The following is a 21,711-nucleotide window of genomic DNA, read 5'->3' on the forward strand; positions in this document are numbered from 1 at the left end:
CTCCCCTTCCTGGAGTGTGCTCATGGCTCAATTCGGTTGCGGCGGCTCTCGCTGTACATGCCAAGTCACCGGGGGCCCCGGCGTCACCGTCACCGGCAACGGCTCTCATGGCGCCCCCTACGTGATTGAAGCGGATGGCGGCACCGTAAGTTGTGACCAAGTCCGCCCCTGCATCTCCGCCGCCGACGGTGCCGCCTACGACCCGGCCACGGGCGTGGTTTCCGCACGGCCGTCCGCGGACGCCGGGAACCAGCTCAGCATGGGCACAGACGGCCGTCTCTTAGTACCGCCGCTTGAGGCGGGGTGTGGCCTCCGGGGAGACGGGACCACCGGCTCCCCGCTCGCGGCGTACGCCATCGGCGGCTCCGACGCATGGACGGACCGCTGGGGCTGTGACGCCCCCACCCACTCCACGCTCAAGTGCGACCCGGACACGGGCGCGCTCTGGACACCCCCAGAGCACTACACCGCGGCAGACCACCTGTACCAGGAGCATATGGACCCGTCCATCGCGTCCATCGGGCCCACCGGCGGGTGGGTCGTCCTCCAGCCCGGCGGCACCGCTGCCGTGTTCCAGTTCAACGTCCCGGCCAACTTCCTCGGCAACGACTGCCGGTTGTGGACATATGACGCGCAGGTACACGGTGCGTTCGATATCAACTGGAGCTCCACGGCAACGTTCGAAGTGGGGTACATCATCACGAAAGACGGCGGTCCGGCGATGGTCCGCCCGCTGTTAAGCCTCCTCACCGCCACCGGATCGGCGCGGCGCGAGCGCCACACCGGCTCCGTGTCAGAAGCCCTGTTCAACATCCCGGCCGGCAACGCGGCGCAGGTGCTTTTCTTCCCGGCCGTCAACGTCACCGCCGGCACCATCGGCATCAACTCGTGGACCAGTGACGGCACGATCCGCACCACCACACAGGCTTGACCGCCAGGAGGACCCTTCTCATGCCGCGCTACTTCGCATCACCGGACGGCTCGGCCGTCGCCATGGCCGCAGACGGCCCTATCGCCGCGGCCTCCCTCCCGGAGGGCTGGGCGGAGATCACCGCCGAGGCGTACGCCACGAAGCAGGAGGAGCACCGCCAGGCGGCCGACGCGCAAGCCGCGGAGTTCATCGCCAACGATGGCGAGATCCCGAACGGCGGCGCCGACCAGGCCCACGGGCTTCCCCTGGCCGAGGTCGGGACGCTCCTGGGCTGATCCCCCGTCTCCGCGGCCGGGCTCGTGCGCACCCGGCCGCGGTTACACTCCCTGCACGCCGCTGGTTGTGGGCCGGGCCAAGGAACGTCCCTCACGGGAGACCTCTTGGCACCCGATAGCCACCAGGCGGCCCCCGCCGTACGCGTCTCGCGCGGCTCCTCCTGGTCTCTCCGCCGGCTCCCCGCCATCCGCCACCCGGCGGCCCGCTATGCCGTGGGCCGCCGCATACCCCTGCCCTTTTTCGACCGGCCCGCCTGGAGGTGGTCACGGTGAAGTTCATCCAGCGTGAGGACTGGGGCGCTCCGGCCTCGTCCCCGGCCGCCTACCTCCCCTCCGCTCACGGAGTGAAGATCCATTACCTGGGGACGGCGTACAGCTCCCGCGCGCACGACAAGTGCGACGACTACGTGAGGAGCATCCGCGCCGAACACCTCGCCAACAAGCAAGAGAACTACGTTGACATCGCGTACTCGGCCGTCGTGTGCGAGCACGGGCACGTGTACGAGGGCCGCGGTGCGCACAAACGCACCGGGGCCAACGGGAACCAGGAGCTCAACATCCGGGACTACGCGGTGTGCGCACTCCTCGGTTCCTCCGGGCTCGTCACCCCGCCGGACGCCATGCTCAGCGGCCTACGGGACGCGATCGAATGGCTCCGCCGGGACGGGTCCGCCGGGGACTGGATCGGCGGCCACCGGGACGGCTACGCCACGCTCTGCCCCGGAAACCGACTTTATGCGTGGGTGCAGAAGGGCGCGCCCCGCCCGGGCGGGACCACGACGCCGGCGGAGGGCGTCTACACGGTGAAGTCCGGGGACACCCTCTCCGCCATCGCTCGCCGCCTGGACGTCTCCTGGCCGGAACTCGCGAAGGCCAACAACCTCCGCGCCCCGTACACGATCCACCCCGGCCAGGAGCTCAAGATCCCGGCGGGTGGCATCGGGAGGGAGGCGCCGGCGTTCCCCGGCACGAGTTCGTTCGTGCTCGGCAAGAGCAACCCGGCCGTGACCACGCTGGACGGCGGACTGATCCGAAAGGGCTTCACCCGCCACCACGACGGCAACGGCTACCAGGCCGGGCCGGTGTTCACCGAGTACACGCGCCTGAACATAGCGGACTTCCAGCGCTCCCGCTCCGAGCTCTCCGGGGACCCGGACGGCTACCCAGGCCCGCTCACCTGGCAACTCCTCCTCTCGTAGAAGGGACACCGCTCATGTCGATAGAGGCGAAGCGCACCGCGCGCACTGTCCTACAGACAGCCGTCGGCGTGGCCGTCGCGCTGCCGCTCCTCTTCCAGGAGGGCGGCATCCCCGACACCTGGCCGTGGGCCGCTACCGCCCTCGCGGTGGCCGGCGGATTCGCCCGCGTGATGGCCCTCCCGTCCGTGCAGGCCCTCCTCCCGGGGTGGCTTCGTACGGACGAGGGGACCGGACAGAGCGGGTGAGCGATGGCGGCTGAAACGGGCATCCCCGCGCTGGACACGATCCTGGTATGGGGAGGAGCGTTATCGCTCGCCGGTGGTCTGGCAACCGGCGTGTGGCGCATCGCCCGCGGAGGGGCCCGCCTCGGTCGCCGCGTGGACGAGTTCATAGACGACTGGCAGGGGGAGCCATCACGGCCCGGGGTCCCCGCGCGGCTCGGCGTCATGGAGCGCATGGTGGGCCTGGAGTCCCGCATGGGAGGAGTGGAGCAGGATCTCCGGCGGATCAAACACGAGCTCTACCCCAACAGCGGCGGGAGCCTGCGGGACGCGGTGGACTTGGCGAACCACCGGCTCTCCCTCTTGTGCCCGGACGAGACCGGCCCGACCGGTGTCCCCGACCTCCCAGGGACTGCTGTCCCCCCGAGGGACACGGCGGGGGAGCCTGGTCCCGCCGCCGGGGACACGGGAGAGACCACGCTGCACATGACCAGCGAGGACCCGACGGGGGACAGCCCAGGTGACACGGGAGACAGCGGGGACTCCGACGGTCCGGCCGTCCCCACCACCGGCTGATCCCGTCCCCCGCACTAACCGTGCGCCCGCCCTCCACCGCCCCGGAGAGCGGGCGCTCTGCCGTACCATCCCGGCCTCGTGACGACGTATCGGAGCACGGGCGGATGAGGACCTTGCCGAGTTGGAGGCGGTCATCCAGCCTGCGGCGTCCACCACGCTGGAGGACATCCGGCAGACACCTCCGCCGAGCGCCCGGAGGCATCCGCATCTGATCACGAGCCGGAGCTAAGGTCACCAGCGTCCAGTGCTTGAGCTACCGAGCGCGGATGACCTTGATGCGAACGCCCCGCCGGACGGAACCCACCGGCGGGGCGTTCGTGTATCTGGGGCGTCAGGCTGCCGTAGCCGGCCGGGGGTTGCAGTGGTGGCAGTCGTGGCAGACCTCCGCCCACTGGTCGAGGAGGCCGGCGTACGCCACGGCGCGGGCCGCGGTCGCGGGTGCGGTCATGAGTAGGCGTATGGATGCGTTGACCTCTTCCCGAACAGGGCAGAACCGGGCGTCGTGCCTGGTGGAGGAGGGCATGGCCGTAGGGTACGGCCGCATGCTGACATCGGAGAACGTCAACGCCCCGTGAGCTTGTGGAAGTCACGGGGCGTTGACGGAGGCGCGGCCGGTGACCGGGTCGTCTCGGGTCAGCGGAGGGAGAGCACCATGCAGTCGTAGAAGGGGGCGTCTTCCCACGGGTGGGACGTTCCGACGCGTTGGTATCCCCACTTGGCGTAGGCGGTCTGTGCGGGCGCGGCTTCGGGCTCCGGCCGGACGGTGAGCGTCACGCGCTCGGCATCTATGCCGTCCAAGAGCCGCGCGTGGAGGGCCGCGGCAACGCCACGGCGGCGCCACGCCTTACGGACGGCGAGTTCGATGATCGCGAACGTTCTACGGCCGTCCTCACGCGTGAACTCGTCACTGAGCGTGGCGTCCCGAACGTTGCCCCACCAGCGGGCGTCCGGGGCGAGGGTGAACCCGTACGTGAAGCCGATCAGCTCGTCTCCGTCGTGGGCGAAAACGAGCCGCATGCCGGGCCGAGCCGCTTGCACCGCGTAGTGGTCGATGAACTCGGCGACGTCACGGGGGCCCTCCGAGTACGGAGGCTCTACGTAGACCTCTTCGTAGGCCGGCAGGAACGCATCGAGTTGGCCGGCGGCGTTCGCACCGTCGTAACGGGTGAACGTGATCTCCTGCCTCATGCGGCTGTCCTCTCCTCCACGTACTCGGTCAGGGCCTCGGCCGCCTCGCGGGCTGCCGTGGCGTCGGTGATGTTGAGTAGGTCCAGGACCTCGCCGAGCCGCTGCATGACCCGGCCGGACTCAACCTCATCGAGGTGCTTAAGGCTGTTGACGGCCTGCGCTGCACCTTCATCCACCTCACCGGCATGGATCAGGCTACGGGAGAAGGTGAGGCGGTAGAGGGACCGGTTACGGCCGTAGATGCGGTCCTGATGCTTGAGCGCGGCGCGTAGGAAGGGGACGGCCCGGTTGTGGTGGTTGAGCTCGGCGAACAAAAGTCCCTGGTGATAGTCGAGTTCAGCGTGTCCGTGAAAGGCGGCCCACTCCGGGGCGGGCCTGCCCCGGTCGGCCTGCTCGATCAGGCGGATGGACTCGGTGAGCTGGTGGCGGGCGGAGATGTCGTCATGCAGCACTGCCAGCGCTCGGGCCTTCCGGGTCGCCATGATGCTCTGCAATAGCGGTGAGCCGTACGCCTTTGCGCGTTCCTGTGCGGCCCGGGCGAGGTCGTACCCGTCGCGGGGACGTCCTTCGTAGCTCGCCTGCAAACTCAGCCCGGACATGACCTGAATCTCCAGGGACGCGTCCTGGAGCATGGCGGCCGTGGTCAGTGCCTCACCCCAGTAGGCGCGGGCCTCATCCTGACGACCGACGTCATAGGCGAGCCATGCGCAGTGCTCGGCGGTCTCCCCGGCAAGGAGCTGCAACTGCCGGCCTATGGTGTCCGCCATGCGGTCGCTGTTGATGATGCGGCGGACGCGCCGCAGGTGTCGGCGGGCGAGGTTCAGGACGTCGCCGCCTCCGTACGCGTTGTCGAGGTGATAGAGCGAGCGCAGGCCCTCGCGGAGTTCCAGGAGGTGGGGCGTTCCGACGGTGCCTGATCGGCCGAGTGGTGTCCTCAAAGTGGCGTGAGTCGCCAGGCCGGCGGCTACGCCGGACGAGTCGAATAGAAACTCGCGTCGATCCACGCTGGTTCTGCCTTCCTGTACGAGACGGGGCGGAGCGCTGCCCATAGTGACCCCGGCAGGTGGGCCAGGAAAGCCCAGCTCTATCGGGTCCACTCCGAACATGGCGTGCAAGATCCGCCACGCGCGCGCCCGGGGAGCAGGCGGCGAGGGAGAACGCCACCTCCGTAACTGGCGGTCCGTCAACGCACAAGGCTCCCCCAGCACTCCGGCAGCTACCTCGAATGCTCTCAGGAACTTAGACGGCTTGTCCCATCCGTGCTCCAGACACGCGTATTCGAAGGGCGTGAGGTCGACCACTTCTACCTCCGGTGTTCCGTCGTCTTTCGACGGTAGCGGTGACTCACCGGCGGAAAGACCGGTCATGCTGAAAAGTCCGCTCAAAAGTCCGCCCCATTGTCCGGCGGGCGCCCGTCTCCGGGAGTTGCCTTGAGTGAGCAAGGACTTGCGCTCGCTCGACGCCCGGTGCCTCTGCGTCGTGTGATGCCCGTGTCCGCACATGACGAAAGGGGGCATTCCCGTGAACGGGGAAGCTGAACACTTCGGGCCTGCTGGGTCGGCTGTGGTGACAGGGAATGAGCGGAGGCTTGCTGTCTCCCACTGGCTGCTGTCTGCCGCTCTGGATCGCAAAGAGGCTCAAGCGCAGTGGGATGAGCACGGCGTTGCCCTTCTGGCGTGCGGTGGCATTCTCTCCGCGATCCGGATCCCCGCGCACCTGGTGTGGGCGGCGGCTGGCACGGAGAACCTGGAGGAGGTGGACAGGTTCCTCTGTCGGTTCTTCGATGGCGGGGCGGTGTTCATTGACCTCCACGCTTGCCTCTACTACGCCCTCGTGCCGGGGACCGCCTTCTGGAAGTGGAGTGCGTTGGAGTTTCCCGGGATGGAATTCCTCGGTCAGGACACTTTCTTGGGCGTTCCTTCACCCGGGCTTACGGAGCGGCGCGGGCGCGGGTACTGGTGCGTCCCCATGGATTCTCCGGGAGACCTGACGTATCCGGATGAGGTCGCGGACCTCGCTCGCCGAGCCCGAGACGCCCGGGCCCAGGGAGGCCACCGGTGACCGTAGAGGTCTTAGCAGACGCGCCCGTGATCCCCAGGCCCCGTCCTGCCTCCCGAGCGGAGGCGATCACCGCCGCTCTGGGACCGATGCCGTGGCTCACGGCTACCGGCCGCCTGGAGCAGGTCCTCGCGGCGTGGGGCCGCGGGCACCTTGCCGAGGCCCCCACCGGCCTCGGGTTCGATGTCCTACTGATCCCGGGCTCCCTCGCCCTGGACGTCCTGGCTAGGATGCGGGGCGCCAACCTACCCGCCGGCCCGGTTATCCTCGGCCCGTCCGGCGCGGAGTTCATCCTCCGCCCCCACTCCGCGGCCTTGTGTCAGACGTCCGGCGCCCTTGCGCTCCGGCCCGGCACCCTGGCCCTCTTGCCTCCGCCGACCGTACGCGTGCCTGAGCTGGTGGCCGCCCGCGGTTGGCTCCGGCCGCCGGCGAACGGCGCCGCCCTGTCCTCCGGCGCGGATCTCCTGGAGCCGGTGCGTGCGGCGGTCCAGGCCGCGAAGGCGTCAGGAGACATTGCCGCCGGAGACCAGATAGCCACGCGGTACGGGCCGAATACACAGCCGACCCCCGTGCTCTGATCATCGCGGTTCTGGCCGGCGTCACCTACTGACGTCACCCGTCAAGACCCTCCGGGGCGTCATCCGCACAGGGGAAGATCACGTGACCACGGCACCTGACCGCCCGCGCCCGCACTTTTCGGCGCCGCTGTCCGGTAGCGGCCGTCCGCCTCCGCCCGGCGTAGCGCCAGGCGTTGCGGGCCACTGCCAAGAACAGATCATCATGCCGAGCCTCGCCCAAGGACCGGAGTCGGCAGCCGCCTTCGGGGAAGAAGCACTGACCTGGAGGTACCCGATCCCTCCTGAGCAGTGGCAGCCGGGCGAGGTTCCGATATGGAACACCCGCTTTGCGCAGGCTATTTACCTCGTCGTCCTGCTGACCACGATAGGCGCGCTCGTGTACGGAGTCGTGTCCGGATGACAAGCGAGCCTGCCACGGCGCTCACCAAGTGGATCACGGATGACTGCTGGAAGTGCGGGGGTACCGGCCTTCCTGTGACGTGGGTGGGACCCGCCCGGTGGCTGGGCCAGCATGCGCCCATATATCTATGCGAGGACTGCCTGACCGCGGTTATCGGCCACGTCAGCCGCTATTTCACGGAACGCCGCCCGGACACTCCACAGCCCGCCACCGGGATCCGGCTGTACACCGTCGCACTCCCCCCGACGAGGATTCCCATGGAAGACACCCGCCAAGATCGCCCGCACGTACAACTCATCTCAATCTCCGTTACCGGATTCGGTATCCACGCTCATGCCAACGGCCGTACGGGCTTGGAAGCGTGGCGGACCATCCGCAAGCGGCACCCGCGCATCACGCTGGCCGCCGCCGTATACGGGCTGCTGCTCGGCGGCCTGGCCGTCGCGACGGTGATCCGCCTCATCGCCTGACCGCCTCCAGACTCCCGCCCCAGGTCGGTTGGGGCGGGCCCCGGCTGCCCCTTGTGAGAGAGCGACGGCAGTCCGGGATGAGGGCCCCGGGCACCCCGTACCGGGGCCCTCACCTCCCTCTGCTCACGACACAGCGTGCGTGATGGGCTCGAAGGCCGCCCCGGCTTCCCACGGGCGCGGGTGCGCTGGTCGGATTGTCCGAGTAGCTGCCATGTCGTCGACCGGGCGCTCGTCGACGTCGCGGACGAACAGTTCGTCCCAGCGGGCGGGGTCCTCGGTCTCCCGGACGGCGGTCACGGGCGCCTCACGCACGGGCGGCGATGCGCTCGCCGAGCTCGGCGGCGGCCGGGCTGTCGGGGATCGAGGGCAGGCGGGCGGCGATGTTGGTCAGGCCGTCGTCGATGCGGACGGACTGCACGCCGTCGGCGCAGTCGAGGAACTCGCTCCAGCTGGCCAGGGCCGTCTCGGTGTTGCCGCGCTTGAGCTGGACGTGGCCGAGATCGGCGAGCACGATCGCCCGGGTCCTCTTGCGGTCGAGGCCGTGGATGTCAAGGGCGAGGTGGAGGTGTTCCTCAGCGGCGGCGAGGTCGCCGAGCTTGGCGTGGATCATGCCGGACTCGTGGGCCCACCGGCCGTGGCTGTAGTGGCTCGCCCAGGACTGCCCCGGCAGGGCCGGCGCGTGCTCGATCGCGGCCTGGGCGGAGGTGAGGAGCTTCGCGGCGGTGGTGTGGTCGCCGTCGGCTGCTGCCGCGCGGGCGTAGGTGTTGCGGTAGTACGCGAGCGCCTTGGGGTTGGTCAGCTTCCTGCCGCGCTGTTCGCACGCTTCGGCGAGCCGTACGGCGGTGGGGATGTGGCCGAGGTCGATGGCCTGGTCCGCCAGGCCGCGCAGGGCGGTGGCGGCGAGTTCGTTCTCACCGGCCTCGGCGGCGAGGCGGTAGCTGTGCAGGTGGTACTTCTGGCTCAGGCCCTGGTTGCCCTCGTCGCGAGCCATCCAGCCGATCAGGTGCACGAGTTCGCTGGTGGCAGCGAACAGCTCCCGGCCGGTCTTCTCCGTGTAGCGGCCGTCCAGCCAGCGTTTGACGTCCACGGTCAGGTAGCGGACGGCGAGGTGGCGGGCGTGGCCGCCGCCGAGCTCGGAGGCGGCATCGCCGAGGGTGGTGGTCATCGTGCGGACTGCGGCGACCTCGCCCATGCCGACGGCGACGGGGCCGGGACGGTTCGCGCGGCGGGTGACCGCCTCGGCGTCGGGCAGGTCGAGCGCGGCCAGGCCGACAGCGGCGGATGCCGCGAGGAACTGCCGTCGGTCCACGTCGGTGCCTCCCAGGAGCATGACCGCGGTCACGGTATCGGCGAACTGGCCCCCATTGTCCTCGGACAGATCGATGTTGAGGACCTGTTCGATGAACGGCAGCCACACCCGGGGAACCCGTAACCCCTTCTCCCACCGGTAGACCTGCTGCCTGTCGCAGAACCCCGTCTTCCCCCAGCGCGCCACCGATAGCTCGTCCGCGAGCTTCTCCTGGCTGCACCTGGGCCGCCGTGCTTCGCGTGCGGCGCGGATGCGCTCCCCGATGGTCATGTCCGGCCCGATCGTCGGTCCTGGTTCACAACTGGCCTACAGCTGGCAGACATTCTGGCAGCTCCCCACGGGCCGCGTCTGCGCGTTGACTGATGGTCACCAGCCCGGCGATACAGACAGCCGGGCAACGAGCGGAAGGAAGTCCGCCATGGGCGAGAACACCACCCCGGTCTACCAGGCCCCCGTCGTCCTCGACGCCGGCGCCGTCGTCGTGGTGACGCTGGGCACCAACAACTTCGACACCGCCGACGACACCCAGTACAAGAACGCCTGACCCGGGAACGGCCGGGGCCCGGTGGGGAATCGAGTGCCACGCCCTGACCCCGGCAAGGAGGCGCCGGGCCTGCTTCGTTCTCGTGCTGGGGCACGGGGGCGGGCGGGCTCGGCGCCTTCGCCTTTCGACACGTATGGAGAAGGGAGAGGGCACCGATGAGGTGGAGCGCGGGGTGGTACGGGGCCGCCGGGAGCGACCGGCGGCCCGCCGGAGGCCGGGCGGTCCCCGGACTGGACAACACGTGGACCTGCGAGTGGCCCGCCGCTCGGATCAGCACGGTGGGCGACGAGTGGGCGGCGCTGGCGGTGATCGGCGAGTGCGGCGCTGACGAGGCCCGGCTCCGGGATGCGCTGCCGGTCGTACGGGCGAAGGGCTGGGGGGCGCTGACGCGCTGGCCCGGCTCGTACCTCGTCGTGGCCCGCAGCGGCGAGACCCTGGCGGTGATCGGGGACCTGGCCGGGCAGCACCCGGTGTACTACCGCACCGACGCGGCCGGCACGTGGTGGTCGACCGCCGCGTCCGCGCTCGCCGCGCTGGATGGCGCCCCCATCGACGTGACCGCGCTCGCCGCCCATCTCGCCTTCGGGCAGCCCGACGTCCTCGCCGGCCGGAGCCTGTTCCGCGACGTGAAGCGGGTGCCGGGCGGGCATCTGCTGCTGCTCGGCCCGGGCGGGACGGCGGTGGAGCGGTACGAGCCGGTCTCCTACCCGCGGGCCGGCCTGCGCGAGCAGGCCCCGGTGGTGCGGGCCGCGCTTGCCGAGGCGGTCGCCGTCCGGATCGACGGCCGGCCGGTCAGTGCCGACCTGGCGGGGCTGGACTCCACCACGCTCGCGTGCCTGGCCGTCCAGCGGGGGCCGGTGGCCGCGGTGACGTTCGCCGATGAACGCCTGCGTGACGACGACCTCACGTTCGCCGCCCGCACTGCGGCCACCGTGCCGGGGCTCACTCACCATACGGTCCCCGGCGCCGCGGGCACGGTGTACTACGCGGGCCTTGACGACCTGTCCGCCCTGCCGGTGACCGACGCCCCGAATGCGTATGCGGTGACCGCTTCGATCAAGAGGGCCGTCCTGGACACCGTTGCCGCGAACACCCGGGGCCCGGGAGTGCACTTCACCGGCGCGGCCGGCGACGCCGTCCTGTCGGCCCCCTCCTCCTACCTTGTAGACCTGCTGCGCGAGCGGAGGTACCGCCGGGCCTTGCAGCACGTCCTCGCCCACGCCCGGCTGCGGCACACCTCCGCCTTCCACATGCTCGCCCGCACCCGCCCGGCCTCCCGGACCAGCCTGGCCGGGGCCTGGTGGCAGACGGCCGCCGAACTGCGCGGTCCCGCGCGGGACTGGGTTCCCCAGGCCAAGCGCCCGCTCGCCTGGACGCCGCTGCTGGCCTCGGCGGACTGGATGACCCACGGCGCCCGCCTGATGCTCGCCGCCGCCCTGGACGAGGCCGCGGGCGCGCTTACCGACGCGCCGGCCCGGCTGGCCGAGTGGTCCGACCGGCAGGACCTCGCGCGGGTGGGCGCGGACAGCGCCGGGTGGCGGGCGCTCGCGCTCGCCGGGCACGGCATCGAGCTGGCTGCCCCGTTCCTGGACAACGAGGTGATCCGGGCCTGCCTCGCCGTGCCCGCCGACGAGCGCGGCGCCCCCGGCACCTACAAGCCGCTGCTGGACGCGGCGTTCGCCGGCAGCGGCGTCTTGCCCGGCTTCGTGCTGGCCCGTACGACGAAGGGCGGGTTCAACGCCCTCGCCTACGCGGGCCTGCGCGACAACGCGCCGGTCCTCAAGGACCTGCTGGGGACGTCGTCGCGGCTGGCCGCGCTCGGGCTGGTCACCGAGCAGCCGGTCGCCGACGCGCTGGCCCGGGCCGCGGCCGGGCAGCCGACCGCCCAGGGCGCCCTGCACCTGGTGGTGGCTGCCGAGGTGTGGTTGCGGCAGCACGCCGCCGCCCGGGCTGCGTGGTGGGAGGAGGTGGGTGGCCGTGTGGCGGCTGTGTGAGGGCACGCACCCCGTGCTCACCGACGAGGGCGGCGCGATCCTCAGCGAGCAGACGGGCCGTTGGGCCTACCTGACGCCGACCGCGTCGGCCGCGGTGATGCTCCTGCTTGCCTCCACCAGCCGGGAGGAGGCCGCCGACCAGTACGCCGAGCGGTACGGTGTCGGTGCCGAGCAGGCCGCCGCCGACGTCCGCACGGTCGCCGAGGCGCTGGCCGCGCAGGGCCTCGCCCACAACGGCCAGGCACCGGCCCGGCCGCGCCGTCGGGGGTGGCGGTCGTGACCAGCACGGAGGCGTACTCCACCGTCCGGACCGGCACCTTCCCCGAGCGCCTGGCCGCCGCGGCCGGGCTCGCGCTCGCCCTGGTGCTGCTGCGGCTGCCGTTCCGGCACACGGTCCGGGCCGCCCGCCTCGCCCGCCGCCTGGGCCGGCGCGAGCTGGGCGCGGCCCGGGCCGAGGCCCTCGTCGGCGCCGTACGGCACACCGCCCGCTGGTGGCCCGGGCGGGCCGCCTGCATGGAGACCTCGCTGGGAGCCGTACTCGCCGCCGCCCTGCTCGGCCGCCGCCTCGACTGGCACCTGGGGGCCCGGTTCGCCCCGCCGCCGGTCGAGTACCACGCCTGGGCCGACCTGCCCGGCCACGGCCCCGTCGGCGAGTACACCGCCGCCGGATGGCACCACCACACCGCCCTGACGATCTGAGCCCCAAGCCGCAGCCGGGCGCGTGTCCTACACCCGCCCGGAGCAGTTGTCGCATGCGAGTGCCCGTAGCCCCTCGAAGGAGTGAGCAGTGACCGCCGTCGCCGACGCCGCCACGACCGTCCCCGAACGCCACTACACCCACCACGACGGCCGCGGCGCCACCCCGCACCGCTCCAACCCGGTCGTGATCCACCGCGAGCTCACCACCCTCGACGTCCACGACGGCATGAACGTCGTCGAATTCGGCACCGGCTCCGGCTACTCCGGAGCCCTGCTCGCCGAACTCGTCGGCCCCACCGGCGCGGTGACGAGCCTCGACATTGACGCCTACCTCGTGAGGTGGGCGAACCTCATCCACCACAAGCGCGACCTCGACAACATCCGCTGCCACGTCGCCGACGGCACCACCGGCTTTGCCGAGCGGGCCCCGTACGACCGGATGGTGGCCTGGTGCACCCCGCCGCTGCTGCCGAAGGCGTGGGTGGACCAGGTCGCCGACGGCGGCCTGATCGTCGCCCCACTGCCGATCGCGACCGTCCCCAACATGACGGTGGTCGCTAAGATCCGCGTGAGCGGCAGCGAGCCGGTCGTGGAGGCGGTGTTCACCGGCGGGTACATCGAGGCGACCGGCTCCCCGAAGGACAACCTCGACCTGCCGGGCCGGTGGGTGGACTGGGAGAACCGCACCCCCGACCCGTCGTGGATCTCCATCGCCTGGCGCGAGCGCGACGACCACCTCCACACCGGTGGCCGCACCGCACTCGCCCGCCTGCTCAAGGACGCCCACACCGAGCCGTACGACGGGGCCGAACTCGACTGGCCGTCCTGGCGGACCTTCGCCGCCGCCCAGGCCGACCCGCAGCTCACCATGGCCGGCCTCACCCCGGACCTGTGGGCCATCGGCCACTCCACCGCGACCACGGCCGCCGTCCTCCAGCAGGACGGCACGATCCTCGCCGACCGCCCCGACTCCTCGTCCCTCGCCGTCCTCCGTGACTGGCTGACCGCCTGGGAGAGCGCCGGCCGCCCCGCGCCCGAGACCTACACGCCCACCCTCGCCCGAGGCGCGGAGGGCTGGCACCTGCGCCTGACCCGGTAGAACCCGGAAGGCCCTGCGGACTCAGGGGCTCGGGCGGGGAGTGTGACGGCCCCCGCCCGGGCCCCTGGCAGCCTCCGATGCGCGCTTATCTCCGCGGCTGCTCGTACGTCCACGACGTACGGACCGGACCGGCTGACGGATCACTCCGCCCTGACGGTGTCGCTGGCCCTTGGGCCTACGGCGCCGCTCACCATGACCACCGCCGACCGGGCCGCCGACCCTGCCCCGGCACTGTTCTGACGATCGAGGAGGACCTTTATGGGAGACCGGACCTGGGAGCAGGTCGGCCGCTTGCGGAAGTGGCTGGACGACGAGACCGCGGATGCGGCGCCTGCTGATGTACGGCTGCTGCGCGTGCTGAAGATCGGCGAGGAGTACGGCGAGGTTGCCGAGGCGCTGCATGGTGCGCTGGGAGCCAACCCGCGTAAGGGCCGCTCCCACACCTGGACCGACGTGCAGACGGAGTTGGCAGACGTCATCGTGACGTCCATGGTCGCTCTGGCCACCATCGCGCCGGATGCCGACCACGTACTGGATGAACGCCTCGACGCCCTGGTGGCCCGGGTGTTGCCGGAGCTGGACTGACCCGCGTCATGGGGTTCCGTTGAGGGCAGGGAGGACCGCGCGGGTCCGGCTGGAGGCGCTTCCTCCGGGCGGCCCTGGCGGTGGCATAGAAAGGCGTAAGGAAGCGGGCCCGGCCTCCTCGGGGGTGGGGAGGCCGGGCCCGCTTTTCGGCGGGGTTCGGCCCCCTAGGGGAGTGGAAGGCCGGACCCGCGGTCGGGAGGTATGTCAGACCGCCGCCGTGGCGGCGGTCTCGTTGGCAGCGGCGGCCTGCTCCTGGATGCCGAGGATGCGCCGGAGGTCGGCTGTCACGACGCGGAAGGAGCGGCCGGCGCGCAGTACGCGGCAAGGGAAGTCGCCGGTGCGGGCCAGGTTGTAGCCGTGGGAGCGGGAGATCCCGAGAACGCGGCACGCGGTCTCCACGTCGACCACGGCGGGCAGGTCCAGGAGGTCCCGCACCGTGAGTTCCTGCACCGTGGCGGTGGCCTCTTGCGCCATTTCCGCTCAACTCCTGCCCGTAGTTGGGTTGTTTCGAATGGACTGTATGGCACGCGTTGATACTGCGCAACACCCGCTGTACTTTGAGCCGTCGTGGAGCAAACACCGGAGTGGCCCGCCCGGGTGAGCCAGACCATCGCGAGCGAGCTACGTAGACACAGACGGGCGCGCGGCATGAGCGCGCAGCAGCTCGCGGACGAGTGCGCCCGCCTCGGCCACCCCGGCCTCCAGCGGACGGTGATCTCCAACATGGAGAACGGCCGCCGTAGGGACGTATCCGTGGCGGACGTATTGGTCTTGGCGGCGGCCCTTGAGGTAGCGCCGGCGGCGCTCATCTTCCCGGCCGGGTACACCGCGGAGGTGGAGTACCTACCGGGGCAGACCGGTGCGCCGCTGGAGGCCGCTGAATGGTTCGCCGGGGCGGGCGCTGCGGAGGAATCCGCCCTTGCTCTGGAGCGTCGGCACCGGGACCTGGAGCGCCGTATCCGCGGCGTCTACCGGCGTATCTGGGAGCAGGGAATCGCGGAGCAGCGCTACGCCCTGGAGCTGGAGGACGCGGAGGCGGATGCCGGCCGGGCGATGGCGCGTGAACTCACTGACCAGCTCTACGAGCTCCGGGAGCAGATGGCCCGCCACGGTCTGGAGCTTCCGCCCCTGGCGGGCCTGGACAAGTCGAGTACATGACGGGAGGGGGCGCCATGCCCGCAGAGCGCATGACCGTATCGGAGTGGGCGGACGGGTGGCTGGCCGGGAGGAGGCCGAGTGCCGCCACGCGCAACGCGTACGCCGCGCACGTCCGCCAGGACGTCAGGCCGCGGCTCGGACACCTACGGCTGGACCAGCTCAAACGGCCGTAACGGCACGGAGAAGGGAGGGGGGCGTCATGCCCGCATTACGCCGCGCCGGCGGTATCAGCAAGCGCTGTGAGTGCCGTGACCCGGAGACCGGACGGAGATTGGGCGGATCCTGCCCGCAGCTTGAAAAACGGGCTCACGGGAAGTTCCGGTTGATCCAGGAACTCCCACCTGGGGAGGACAACAAGCGCCGACGGTTCGAGCGCACCGGATACGCGACGTCCAAGGACGCACAGGCCGACCTGGACAAGATCCGGGCGATTCTCGACCTGGCCGGTGAGGAGGAGGACTGGCTCCGGCGCGTCGGAGACCTCCTGGCCGGGGTGCAGAAGGAACGCCGGGAGATCCCAGACCCCACGGTCGTCTCCCGGAAACTCGGGGTGGGCGTTCCCCTGGACGGCAAGATGACCGTTGGGGAGTGGCTGGACACGTGGCTGGCCGGTAAGAAGACCCGGGCCACGACGAACCGCGGCTACGGCTCCCACGTCCGCGTCCACCTCCGGCCGCACCTCGGGCACCTCCGGCTGGACCGCCTGAACATCGGGAACCTGGAGGACATGTTCAACGCCATCGACGACCGCAACGAGACGGTAGTCGCGGAGAGCGCGGCGCGGCGGGAGCAGGAGGCCCGGTGCACGCTCGGCCGGCCGGGCGCACCGAAGGCGAAGGACCGGGCGCGCCTGGCGGAGGAGCGGGCCCGCCTGAAGGAGATGCCGCCGTATCGGAAGGCCACCGGCAAGAGCTCTCAACAGGCGATCAGGCGCACGCTCCGGACGGCGCTCAATGCGGCGATCGCGCGGCAGCTCATCACCTTCAACCCGGCCTCCTTCGTGGAGTTGGAGACGACGGGCCGGCCGAGGCCGATGCTGTGGACGCCCGAGCGGGTGGAGCGGTGGCAGGGGACCGGTGAGAAACCCGGCTCCGTCATGGTCTGGACGCCGGCGCAGTTCGGGGCGTTCCTGGATGAAGCGGAGGGGGAGCGGCTGTACTCCCTGTTCCACACGGTCGGCTTCCGGGGGCTCCGCCGCGGTGAGGCCGTGGGCCAGGGGTGGGAGGACGTCTCCCTGGAGGACGCTCTCCTGACCGTGTCGAAGGAGATCGTCGTCGACGGGTGGACGCCCGTGGAGACGGTGCCGAAGACGGCCGGGTCAGTGGGCACGATCTCCCTGGACGTGGGCACCGCCCAGGCCCTCCGGGAGTGGCGCGCGCAGCAGTTGCGGGAGCGGCTGGCCGCCGGGCCGAAGTGGGAGGAGACGGGGAAGGTCTGGACAACGGAGACGGGCGGGTGGCTTCATCCGGACAAGGTTTCCAAGACTTTCCAGCGGATCTGTGCCCGGCTACCGGAGCTCCCGCCGATCAACGTCAGGGATCTCCGGCACGTGGCCGCGACCATCCTTCACGCGGGTGGTGCGGACATCCACACCATCAAGGAGACGTTGCGCCACTCGACCATCAAGCTCACGTCGGACACGTACACGAGCCTCCTGCGGGAGGTGGACCGGGAGGCGGCGGAGAACGCGGCCCGGATCGTGCCGAGAGCCAACCGGGTGCGCCGGGCGGCCGAGTGAGCTCGGTGGAGCGGGTGTTGAGGGTCCGTCATCGTCGCAGGTGGCGGGCCCCTTCTGCTCCACCGGTGCTCCACCGGACGTGTTGAAACGGTGTGGACTGGAACACACGAGACACCCCACGGGGACCCGAGAAACCCCCGGTGACCAGGACTGGAGCGGACGGGGCGGACTGAGTGGAATGGGACGGACTGAGCCGCATGGGCGGTCCGTAGTCTTTTAATCCATTGGTTGTGGGTTCGAGTCCCACAGGGCCTACGGCTGGGCAGGCGGGGGACATGGCCTCCGACCTGCTGTGCGGCGTCCGGGTCGGCTTCGGTCGGCTCGGGCGTCGGTTTGTTCCGGGGCCGCGCGTGAGCGATCCCGTGCCGCGCGCCGATGCTCTTACCGTCCTTTACGGGCCTTTGCGGACGACCCCGGCGGACGATCCGGACGTGAGGGCAGGGTCATGTTGAGGAGCGGTGAAGTCTTGGCCGTCGGCCCATCGCCCCTGATACGATCATCGCACTTTTCGTAGGCTGACGGCGCGTCATGTACGCGTACGGGGGACAGTCTCTAAGGCCCCATCGCTAAGGAGTAAGGCTTGGTCCGCCTGTAGGTCCGCAGAGCTTCTGCGGACCGGGCCTTCCGCATACGCAGCGGACCAACCGCGCATCCCGCGCGATGCGAGTTGAAGAGAGTCTCATGAAGTCAATTCTCCAGGATCCGCTTCTGTGGATCCTGATCGTGGTGCTCGCCGCCGCGGCGTTCGCCCTACCGCGGGCGCGCAGAACCAATCTCGTACTCCGAAGAAAACAAGGTGACTTGGAGAGCGGCCTGGGCCTCGCCCAGGGGCAGGTCGCGCAACTCCAGGGTCACATCACCACCCTGAACGATCAGCACCACCGCGCCCTCGCCGACGTACGCGCGGACGCGGAGTCGGGGACCAAGGCCGTGCTGAAGTCGGCCATGGGAACGCTCCAGTCCCTCGCCGAGGAACAGCAGCTGATGCTCGACCGGCTGCTGAAGAAGTACGGCAACGAGTCGGAAGTCCTCGCCGACCTGATGGCCGTCGACCACACCGGAAGCCAGTTCGGCCGCCGTGCCAAGGGCATCGCGGTGCTGTGCGGCGGTTGGCTGGGCCGGCGTGACGGCCTCGCCACCGTGTACGACGTCGCCCGCAGCGCGCAGGGCCGGATCAAGGACTTCAACCGGGTCAGCGTCCACTCGCAGGTCAGCGTGTCCGTCGCCAGCAAGGCGGTCGAACCGGTGGCGGTCGTGCTGGCCGAGCTGCTGGACAACGCGACCACGTACAGCGCGCCGGGCACCCCGGTCGAGGTCAACATCCAGGCCGTACCCACCGGCGTCTGCTTCATCGTGGACGACGCCGGTCTGGGCATGGACCAGGAGACCAAGGACCGGGCGGCGCGTCTGCTGTCCGCCGAGAGCACGGTCGACATCACCGGCCTCGGTGATCCGCCGCGCTTCGGGTTCGCGGTGTGCGGCATGCTCGCCGCGCGCTACGGCTTCTCGGTCTCCGTCGGTTCGGTTTCCCCCTATGGAGGAGTGCGTGCCGTGATCCGTGTCCCGGAAAGTCTCCTCGCGGTGGACGTTCCCGCGCCCGCCCCGGAAGCCGTGGACGTCGAGGAGGACCAGCCCGCCAGGCAGCGACTGGCCCCGGTCCCGGTCGGCCCCTCGCACGTCGTGGGCACGACCACGGGAGGTCTCCCGAAGCGCCGCCGGCGTCCGGGCCCCATCGCGGTGGTACCCACGCCCGACCCTGCGTCCTCCGAGTCGGCTCCCGAGCCGGCCAGTGAGGTGACCGCATCACGTCTCGGAGCGTTCGCGCGCGGCACCCGGAGCGGGCGGACCCTGAACACCACGGAAGGACCTCAGCAGTGAACACCGACCTGTCGTGGGTGCTGAACGACGTCCTGGAGGTCCGTGGAGCCCGCCACGGGATCCTCGTCTCGGGCGACGGCCTGCTGCTGCACCGCTCGGACGACATCTCCCGGGACGACGCCGAGACCAACGCGGCGGCGATGAGCTCCATGCAGTCGCTGAGCCGCGCGGTCGCGGGGTTCTCCGGCGGCGGACACGGCTTCTGGAAGCAGACGCTGCTGGAGTACGACGACGGCTGGATCTTCCTCATCGCGGCGGGACAGGGCTCCTACCTCGCCGTCTCGGCCGCCCTCGACGTGGACATGGAGGCGATGTCCTTCCGGATGCAGAAGACGGTGACCGCGCTGAGCAAGGCGATGAGCGTGGCACCCCGTTCGGACCATGGTGTGGGCGCATGACGACACCCAACGAGGAAACGTCTGTCACCAGCGACTTCGTCCGCTCCTACGTCATCACCGGCGGCCGGTCCCTGCCGTCGTCCGATGAACTGGCGCTGCACACCCTGGTCATCCTGGCTCCCGAGCGAACCCTTCCGCTGGGGGCGAGCCCCGAGGTCCGGGCGATCTGGGACCTGTGCTCGGGCGGCTATCTGGCGGTCGCGGAGGTGGCCGGTCACCTGGGTCTGCCGGTGGGCGTGACCCGGTTGCTGCTCACCGACTTACTGGAACAGGGGTACCTGCTCCGCCGCGCGGAGCCGCCCCGGGCCGAGAACGTTGACAGAGCGACCCTAGAGAAGGTTCTCCATGGGCTCCAATCCCTCATCGGCTGAGACGGCCGCCGGATCATCCATCTACGTCTCCAGCGGGGTCACCAACGCCGCCAAGATCCTGGTCGTCGGCCATTTCGCGGTGGGCAAGACGACCCTCATCGGCTCGCTGTCGGAGATCGCTCCGCTGCGCACCGAGGAGAAGATGACGAAGGCGTCGCTGCACGTGGACGACCTCAAAGGGGTGACGGACAAGACCACGACGACCGTCGCCCTGGACTTCGGTCGGCTGACGCTGAGCGACGAACTGGTGCTGTACCTGTTCGGTACGCCGGGTCAGCAGCGCTTCATGCAGCTGTGGGAGGACATGGCCCGCGGCGCGCTCGGCGCGCTGCTGCTGGTCGACCCCGCCCGGCTGGAGGAGTCCTTCCCCGTCATCGATCTGATCGAGGGGTACGGCCTGGAGTACGCGATCGCCGTCAACGGCTTCCACCCGGAGAAGGTGTACGAGGAGGCGGAGGTCCGGGAGGCCCTGGACCTGCTGCCGGACACTCCCGTCATCTACTGCGACGCCCGGGACCGCGTCTCGTCGGCCCGCGCGCTGATCGGACTGGTACGTCACCTGCTTGAGCGCGCAGCCTGATCCGCGGCTCGACGACATCCCGCTCCCCCCCACGCACTAAGGATCTACATGGACCGTCAGACAGCGCCCGCTGCCACCGGCGCCAGATGCCCCATGCACGACGCCACGTTCGCCGCGGACCCGCAGCGGGTCTACGACCAGTTGCGCGCCCACGGTCCGGCCGGACCTGTGGAACTCGCCCCGGGAGTCGACGCAACCCTGGTCGTCGGCCACGAGATGGCGCTGCGCGTGCTCCAGAACTCGTCCCTCTTCGCCCGTGACGCCCGCCGCTGGAAGGCCCTGAACGAAGGGCTCATCGGCCTGGACAGCCCCGTGCTGCCGATGATGGCGTACCGGCCCAACTGCCTGTTCACCGACGGTGCCGTCCACCTCCGGCTGCGCAAGGCCGTCACCGACAGCCTCGCCAAGCTCAACATCACCCGGATCCGCCGGGACGTCCAGCCGATCGCCGACTACCTCATCGACCAGTTCAGCGAGCGAGGCCGCGCCGACCTCCTCAACGACTACGCGAAGCTGCTGCCGCTGCTGCTGTTCAACAAGATCTTCGGCTGCCCCGCGGACATCGGTGACACCCTCACCGCCGCGATGTCGGCGATCTTCGACGGCAAGGACGCGCTGCGCGCGAACGAGCAGCTCAACTCCTGCCTCATGGAGCTGATCGCCCTGAAGCGGCGGCAGCCGGGCGACGACGTGACCTCGTGGCTGATCCAGCACCCGGCCGGTCTGACCGACGAGGAGCTGAAGGACCAGCTGGTCATGCTGATGGGTGCCGGTGTCGAGCCGGAGCGCAACCTCATCGGCAACGTCCTGCTCCTGCTGCTGACCGGATCGGGCGGCCGGCAGAGCGGCATGATGATCGAGGAAGCCATCGATCACGTGCTGTGGAACCTGACGCCCATCGCCAACTACGCCACCCACTACCCGGTCCAGGACGTCGATCTGGACGGAGTAGTGGCCCAGGCCAACACTCCGGTGGTCATCTCCTTCGCGGGTGCCAACAGCGACCCGGCGCTCGCCGAGGCCCGCCGCGCCCACAGCAGGGGCGCCCACCTGGCGTGGGGAGCCGGTCCGCACGCCTGCCCGGCCAAGGACCCGGCGCAGGTCATCGCGATCACCGCGATCGAGCAGCTCCTCAACGCGCTGCCGGACATCACCCTGGCGGTGCCCGAGGAGGAACTCCAGTGGCGCCCGGGGCCGTTCCACCGCGCGCTGGTCACGTTGCCGGTGGCCTTCAGTCCCACGCCGGCCAACCGCATCGCGGCCGCGATCCAGAACCGGCCCCAGACGGCCGGGGCGGACCCGGCCCTCCAGGGCGCTCAGGCCGCGTCCCAGTGGCAGGAGGGGAGGAAGAAGGGGTTCTGGAGCAGCTTCCTGGACATCTTCCGTGCGTAATGAGCGGCATGTGACCGGAGCAACACACTGGGGTGCATGACGGCAGAGAGGGGAAGGGTAGGTTCCGGCG

The 21,711-nt window shown here is 70.4% G+C and carries 25 protein-coding genes; 21 read left to right on the plus strand and 4 right to left on the minus strand.

Features of this window, described 5'->3' with window-relative positions; translation table 11 throughout:
- Positions 1 to 22 precede the first annotated feature (22 nt).
- The 5 genes from ACFC09_RS15660 (at position 23) to ACFC09_RS15680 (ending at position 3,202) form a co-directional block, all read left to right on the plus strand.
- Positions 23 to 931, plus strand: coding sequence for a hypothetical protein (locus ACFC09_RS15660; protein WP_376527894.1), 909 nt, complete (start codon positions 23 to 25; stop codon positions 929 to 931).
- Between the two features lie 20 nt (positions 932 to 951).
- Positions 952 to 1,206: a hypothetical protein gene (locus tag ACFC09_RS15665; protein WP_376527896.1), complete on the plus strand. Its 255-nt coding sequence runs from the start codon at positions 952 to 954 to the stop codon at positions 1,204 to 1,206.
- 269 nt (positions 1,207 to 1,475) lie between these two features.
- A complete protein-coding gene (locus ACFC09_RS15670; RefSeq protein ID WP_376527899.1) occupies positions 1,476 to 2,405 on the plus strand; it encodes a LysM peptidoglycan-binding domain-containing protein in 930 nt (309 codons plus the stop codon).
- A gap of 14 nt (positions 2,406 to 2,419) precedes the next feature.
- The gene (locus tag ACFC09_RS15675; RefSeq protein WP_376527901.1) at positions 2,420 to 2,650 is read left to right on the plus strand and encodes a hypothetical protein; all 231 of its coding nucleotides are present in this window, start codon (positions 2,420 to 2,422) and stop codon (positions 2,648 to 2,650) included.
- 3 nt (positions 2,651 to 2,653) lie between these two features.
- Positions 2,654 to 3,202, plus strand: coding sequence for a hypothetical protein (locus ACFC09_RS15680; protein WP_376527903.1), 549 nt, complete (start codon positions 2,654 to 2,656; stop codon positions 3,200 to 3,202).
- A 633-nt stretch (positions 3,203 to 3,835) separates the two neighbouring features.
- Here the strand turns inward: ACFC09_RS15680 and ACFC09_RS15685 are convergent.
- Together ACFC09_RS15685 and ACFC09_RS15690 are read right to left on the minus strand one after the other, a co-directional pair.
- Positions 3,836 to 4,390, minus strand: coding sequence for a GNAT family N-acetyltransferase (locus tag ACFC09_RS15685; protein ID WP_376527906.1), 555 nt, complete (start codon positions 4,388 to 4,390; stop codon positions 3,836 to 3,838).
- Positions 4,387 to 5,394 (minus strand): hypothetical protein, encoded by a 1,008-nt coding sequence (locus tag ACFC09_RS15690; RefSeq protein ID WP_376527908.1) that lies wholly within the window; start codon positions 5,392 to 5,394, stop codon positions 4,387 to 4,389. The genes ACFC09_RS15685 and ACFC09_RS15690 overlap by 4 nt, the downstream gene beginning before the upstream one ends.
- A 517-nt stretch (positions 5,395 to 5,911) precedes the next feature.
- Here ACFC09_RS15690 and ACFC09_RS15695 point away from each other — a divergent pair.
- Together ACFC09_RS15695 and ACFC09_RS15700 are read left to right on the plus strand one after the other, a co-directional pair.
- Positions 5,912 to 6,451 carry a hypothetical protein gene (locus tag ACFC09_RS15695; protein WP_376527911.1) on the plus strand — a complete coding sequence of 180 codons (540 nt, stop codon included), beginning with the start codon at positions 5,912 to 5,914 and terminating at the stop codon, positions 6,449 to 6,451.
- Positions 6,452 to 7,683: 1,232 nt separating this feature from the next.
- Positions 7,684 to 7,896, plus strand: coding sequence for a hypothetical protein (locus tag ACFC09_RS15700; RefSeq protein WP_376527914.1), 213 nt, complete (start codon positions 7,684 to 7,686; stop codon positions 7,894 to 7,896).
- A 304-nt stretch (positions 7,897 to 8,200) separates the two neighbouring features.
- Here the strand turns inward: ACFC09_RS15700 and ACFC09_RS15705 are convergent, their stop codons facing one another.
- Entirely contained in the window at positions 8,201 to 9,313 is a 1,113-nt protein-coding gene (locus ACFC09_RS15705) for a tetratricopeptide repeat protein (RefSeq protein ID WP_376528010.1), read from the minus strand.
- A gap of 310 nt (positions 9,314 to 9,623) precedes the next feature.
- On the opposite strand from ACFC09_RS15705, the gene ACFC09_RS15710 reads away from it, so the two are divergent.
- The 6 genes from ACFC09_RS15710 (at position 9,624) to ACFC09_RS15735 (ending at position 14,126) form a co-directional block, all read left to right on the plus strand.
- Positions 9,624 to 9,749 carry a hypothetical protein gene (locus ACFC09_RS15710; RefSeq protein ID WP_344345829.1) on the plus strand — a complete coding sequence of 42 codons (126 nt, stop codon included), beginning with the start codon at positions 9,624 to 9,626 and terminating at the stop codon, positions 9,747 to 9,749.
- Between the two features lie 155 nt (positions 9,750 to 9,904).
- Positions 9,905 to 11,743, plus strand: a complete 1,839-nt coding sequence (locus ACFC09_RS15715) for an albusnodin/ikarugamycin family macrolactam cyclase (RefSeq protein ID WP_376527918.1) — start codon at positions 9,905 to 9,907, stop codon at positions 11,741 to 11,743.
- Positions 11,727 to 12,023, plus strand: coding sequence for a PqqD family protein (locus ACFC09_RS15720; protein ID WP_376527921.1), 297 nt, complete (start codon positions 11,727 to 11,729; stop codon positions 12,021 to 12,023). The genes ACFC09_RS15715 and ACFC09_RS15720 overlap by 17 nt, the downstream gene beginning before the upstream one ends.
- On the plus strand, positions 12,020 to 12,442 hold the full coding sequence (locus tag ACFC09_RS15725; protein WP_376527924.1) for a lasso peptide biosynthesis B2 protein: 423 nt from the start codon (positions 12,020 to 12,022) through the stop codon (positions 12,440 to 12,442). The genes ACFC09_RS15720 and ACFC09_RS15725 overlap by 4 nt, the downstream gene beginning before the upstream one ends.
- 88 nt (positions 12,443 to 12,530) lie before the next feature.
- Positions 12,531 to 13,541 (plus strand): protein-L-isoaspartate O-methyltransferase, encoded by a 1,011-nt coding sequence (locus ACFC09_RS15730; RefSeq protein WP_376527926.1) that lies wholly within the window; start codon positions 12,531 to 12,533, stop codon positions 13,539 to 13,541.
- A 258-nt stretch (positions 13,542 to 13,799) separates the two neighbouring features.
- Positions 13,800 to 14,126, plus strand: coding sequence for a MazG-like family protein (locus ACFC09_RS15735; protein WP_376527929.1), 327 nt, complete (start codon positions 13,800 to 13,802; stop codon positions 14,124 to 14,126).
- Positions 14,127 to 14,330: 204 nt separating this feature from the next.
- Here the strand turns inward: ACFC09_RS15735 and ACFC09_RS15740 are convergent, their stop codons facing one another.
- Positions 14,331 to 14,600 carry a helix-turn-helix transcriptional regulator gene (locus tag ACFC09_RS15740; RefSeq protein WP_376527931.1) on the minus strand — a complete coding sequence of 90 codons (270 nt, stop codon included), beginning with the start codon at positions 14,598 to 14,600 and terminating at the stop codon, positions 14,331 to 14,333.
- Between the two features lie 123 nt (positions 14,601 to 14,723).
- Between ACFC09_RS15740 and ACFC09_RS15745 the strand changes: the two genes are divergently transcribed.
- From ACFC09_RS15745 to ACFC09_RS15780, 8 genes are all read left to right on the plus strand, one after another.
- On the plus strand, positions 14,724 to 15,284 hold the full coding sequence (locus ACFC09_RS15745; RefSeq protein ID WP_376528013.1) for a helix-turn-helix transcriptional regulator: 561 nt from the start codon (positions 14,724 to 14,726) through the stop codon (positions 15,282 to 15,284).
- Positions 15,285 to 15,298: 14 nt separating this feature from the next.
- Positions 15,299 to 15,457, plus strand: coding sequence for a hypothetical protein (locus tag ACFC09_RS15750; protein WP_376527933.1), 159 nt, complete (start codon positions 15,299 to 15,301; stop codon positions 15,455 to 15,457).
- Positions 15,458 to 15,483: 26 nt separating this feature from the next.
- Positions 15,484 to 17,022: a tyrosine-type recombinase/integrase gene (locus ACFC09_RS15755; RefSeq protein ID WP_376527936.1), complete on the plus strand. Its 1,539-nt coding sequence runs from the start codon at positions 15,484 to 15,486 to the stop codon at positions 17,020 to 17,022.
- A gap of 681 nt (positions 17,023 to 17,703) precedes the next feature.
- Positions 17,704 to 18,900 carry an ATP-binding protein gene (locus ACFC09_RS15760; protein WP_376527938.1) on the plus strand — a complete coding sequence of 399 codons (1,197 nt, stop codon included), beginning with the start codon at positions 17,704 to 17,706 and terminating at the stop codon, positions 18,898 to 18,900.
- Positions 18,897 to 19,298: a roadblock/LC7 domain-containing protein gene (locus ACFC09_RS15765; protein ID WP_376527941.1), complete on the plus strand. Its 402-nt coding sequence runs from the start codon at positions 18,897 to 18,899 to the stop codon at positions 19,296 to 19,298. Before ACFC09_RS15760 ends, ACFC09_RS15765 begins: the two co-directional genes overlap by 4 nt.
- Positions 19,295 to 19,669: a DUF742 domain-containing protein gene (locus ACFC09_RS15770; RefSeq protein WP_376527944.1), complete on the plus strand. Its 375-nt coding sequence runs from the start codon at positions 19,295 to 19,297 to the stop codon at positions 19,667 to 19,669. Before ACFC09_RS15765 ends, ACFC09_RS15770 begins: the two co-directional genes overlap by 4 nt.
- Complete coding sequence (locus ACFC09_RS15775) at positions 19,644 to 20,249, plus strand: ATP/GTP-binding protein (RefSeq protein ID WP_376527947.1); 606 nt, start codon at positions 19,644 to 19,646, stop codon at positions 20,247 to 20,249. Before ACFC09_RS15770 ends, ACFC09_RS15775 begins: the two co-directional genes overlap by 26 nt.
- A 93-nt stretch (positions 20,250 to 20,342) precedes the next feature.
- On the plus strand, positions 20,343 to 21,641 hold the full coding sequence (locus tag ACFC09_RS15780) for a cytochrome P450 (protein WP_376528016.1): 1,299 nt from the start codon (positions 20,343 to 20,345) through the stop codon (positions 21,639 to 21,641).
- The last annotated feature ends 70 nt before the right edge of the window (positions 21,642 to 21,711 follow it).

It is taken from the genome of Streptomyces sp. NPDC056161, from assembly GCF_042268025.1.
Classification (GTDB): domain Bacteria; phylum Actinomycetota; class Actinomycetes; order Streptomycetales; family Streptomycetaceae; genus Streptomyces.

Excerpts from the sequence above, each read along its gene's own strand:
- ACFC09_RS15735 (WP_376527929.1), top strand. The coding sequence starts at position 13,800 with ATGGGAGACCGGACCTGGGAGCAGGTCGGCCGCTTGCGGAAGTGGCTG.
- ACFC09_RS15700 (WP_376527914.1), top strand. The coding sequence starts at position 7,684 with ATGGAAGACACCCGCCAAGATCGCCCGCACGTACAACTCATCTCAATC.
- ACFC09_RS15780 (WP_376528016.1), top strand. The coding sequence starts at position 20,343 with ATGCACGACGCCACGTTCGCCGCGGACCCGCAGCGGGTCTACGACCAG.
- ACFC09_RS15665 (WP_376527896.1), top strand. The coding sequence starts at position 952 with ATGCCGCGCTACTTCGCATCACCGGACGGCTCGGCCGTCGCCATGGCC.
- ACFC09_RS15715 (WP_376527918.1), top strand. The coding sequence starts at position 9,905 with ATGAGGTGGAGCGCGGGGTGGTACGGGGCCGCCGGGAGCGACCGGCGG.
- ACFC09_RS15775 (WP_376527947.1), top strand. The coding sequence starts at position 19,644 with ATGGGCTCCAATCCCTCATCGGCTGAGACGGCCGCCGGATCATCCATC.
- ACFC09_RS15675 (WP_376527901.1), top strand. The coding sequence starts at position 2,420 with ATGTCGATAGAGGCGAAGCGCACCGCGCGCACTGTCCTACAGACAGCC.
- ACFC09_RS15770 (WP_376527944.1), top strand. The coding sequence starts at position 19,295 with ATGACGACACCCAACGAGGAAACGTCTGTCACCAGCGACTTCGTCCGC.
- ACFC09_RS15750 (WP_376527933.1), top strand. The coding sequence starts at position 15,299 with ATGCCCGCAGAGCGCATGACCGTATCGGAGTGGGCGGACGGGTGGCTG.
- ACFC09_RS15685 (WP_376527906.1), bottom strand. The coding sequence starts at position 4,390 with ATGAGGCAGGAGATCACGTTCACCCGTTACGACGGTGCGAACGCCGCC.
- ACFC09_RS15710 (WP_344345829.1), top strand. The coding sequence starts at position 9,624 with ATGGGCGAGAACACCACCCCGGTCTACCAGGCCCCCGTCGTCCTCGAC.
- ACFC09_RS15660 (WP_376527894.1), top strand. The coding sequence starts at position 23 with ATGGCTCAATTCGGTTGCGGCGGCTCTCGCTGTACATGCCAAGTCACC.
- ACFC09_RS15680 (WP_376527903.1), top strand. The coding sequence starts at position 2,654 with ATGGCGGCTGAAACGGGCATCCCCGCGCTGGACACGATCCTGGTATGG.
- ACFC09_RS15760 (WP_376527938.1), top strand. The coding sequence starts at position 17,704 with ATGAAGTCAATTCTCCAGGATCCGCTTCTGTGGATCCTGATCGTGGTG.
- ACFC09_RS15755 (WP_376527936.1), top strand. The coding sequence starts at position 15,484 with ATGCCCGCATTACGCCGCGCCGGCGGTATCAGCAAGCGCTGTGAGTGC.
- ACFC09_RS15740 (WP_376527931.1), bottom strand. The coding sequence starts at position 14,600 with ATGGCGCAAGAGGCCACCGCCACGGTGCAGGAACTCACGGTGCGGGAC.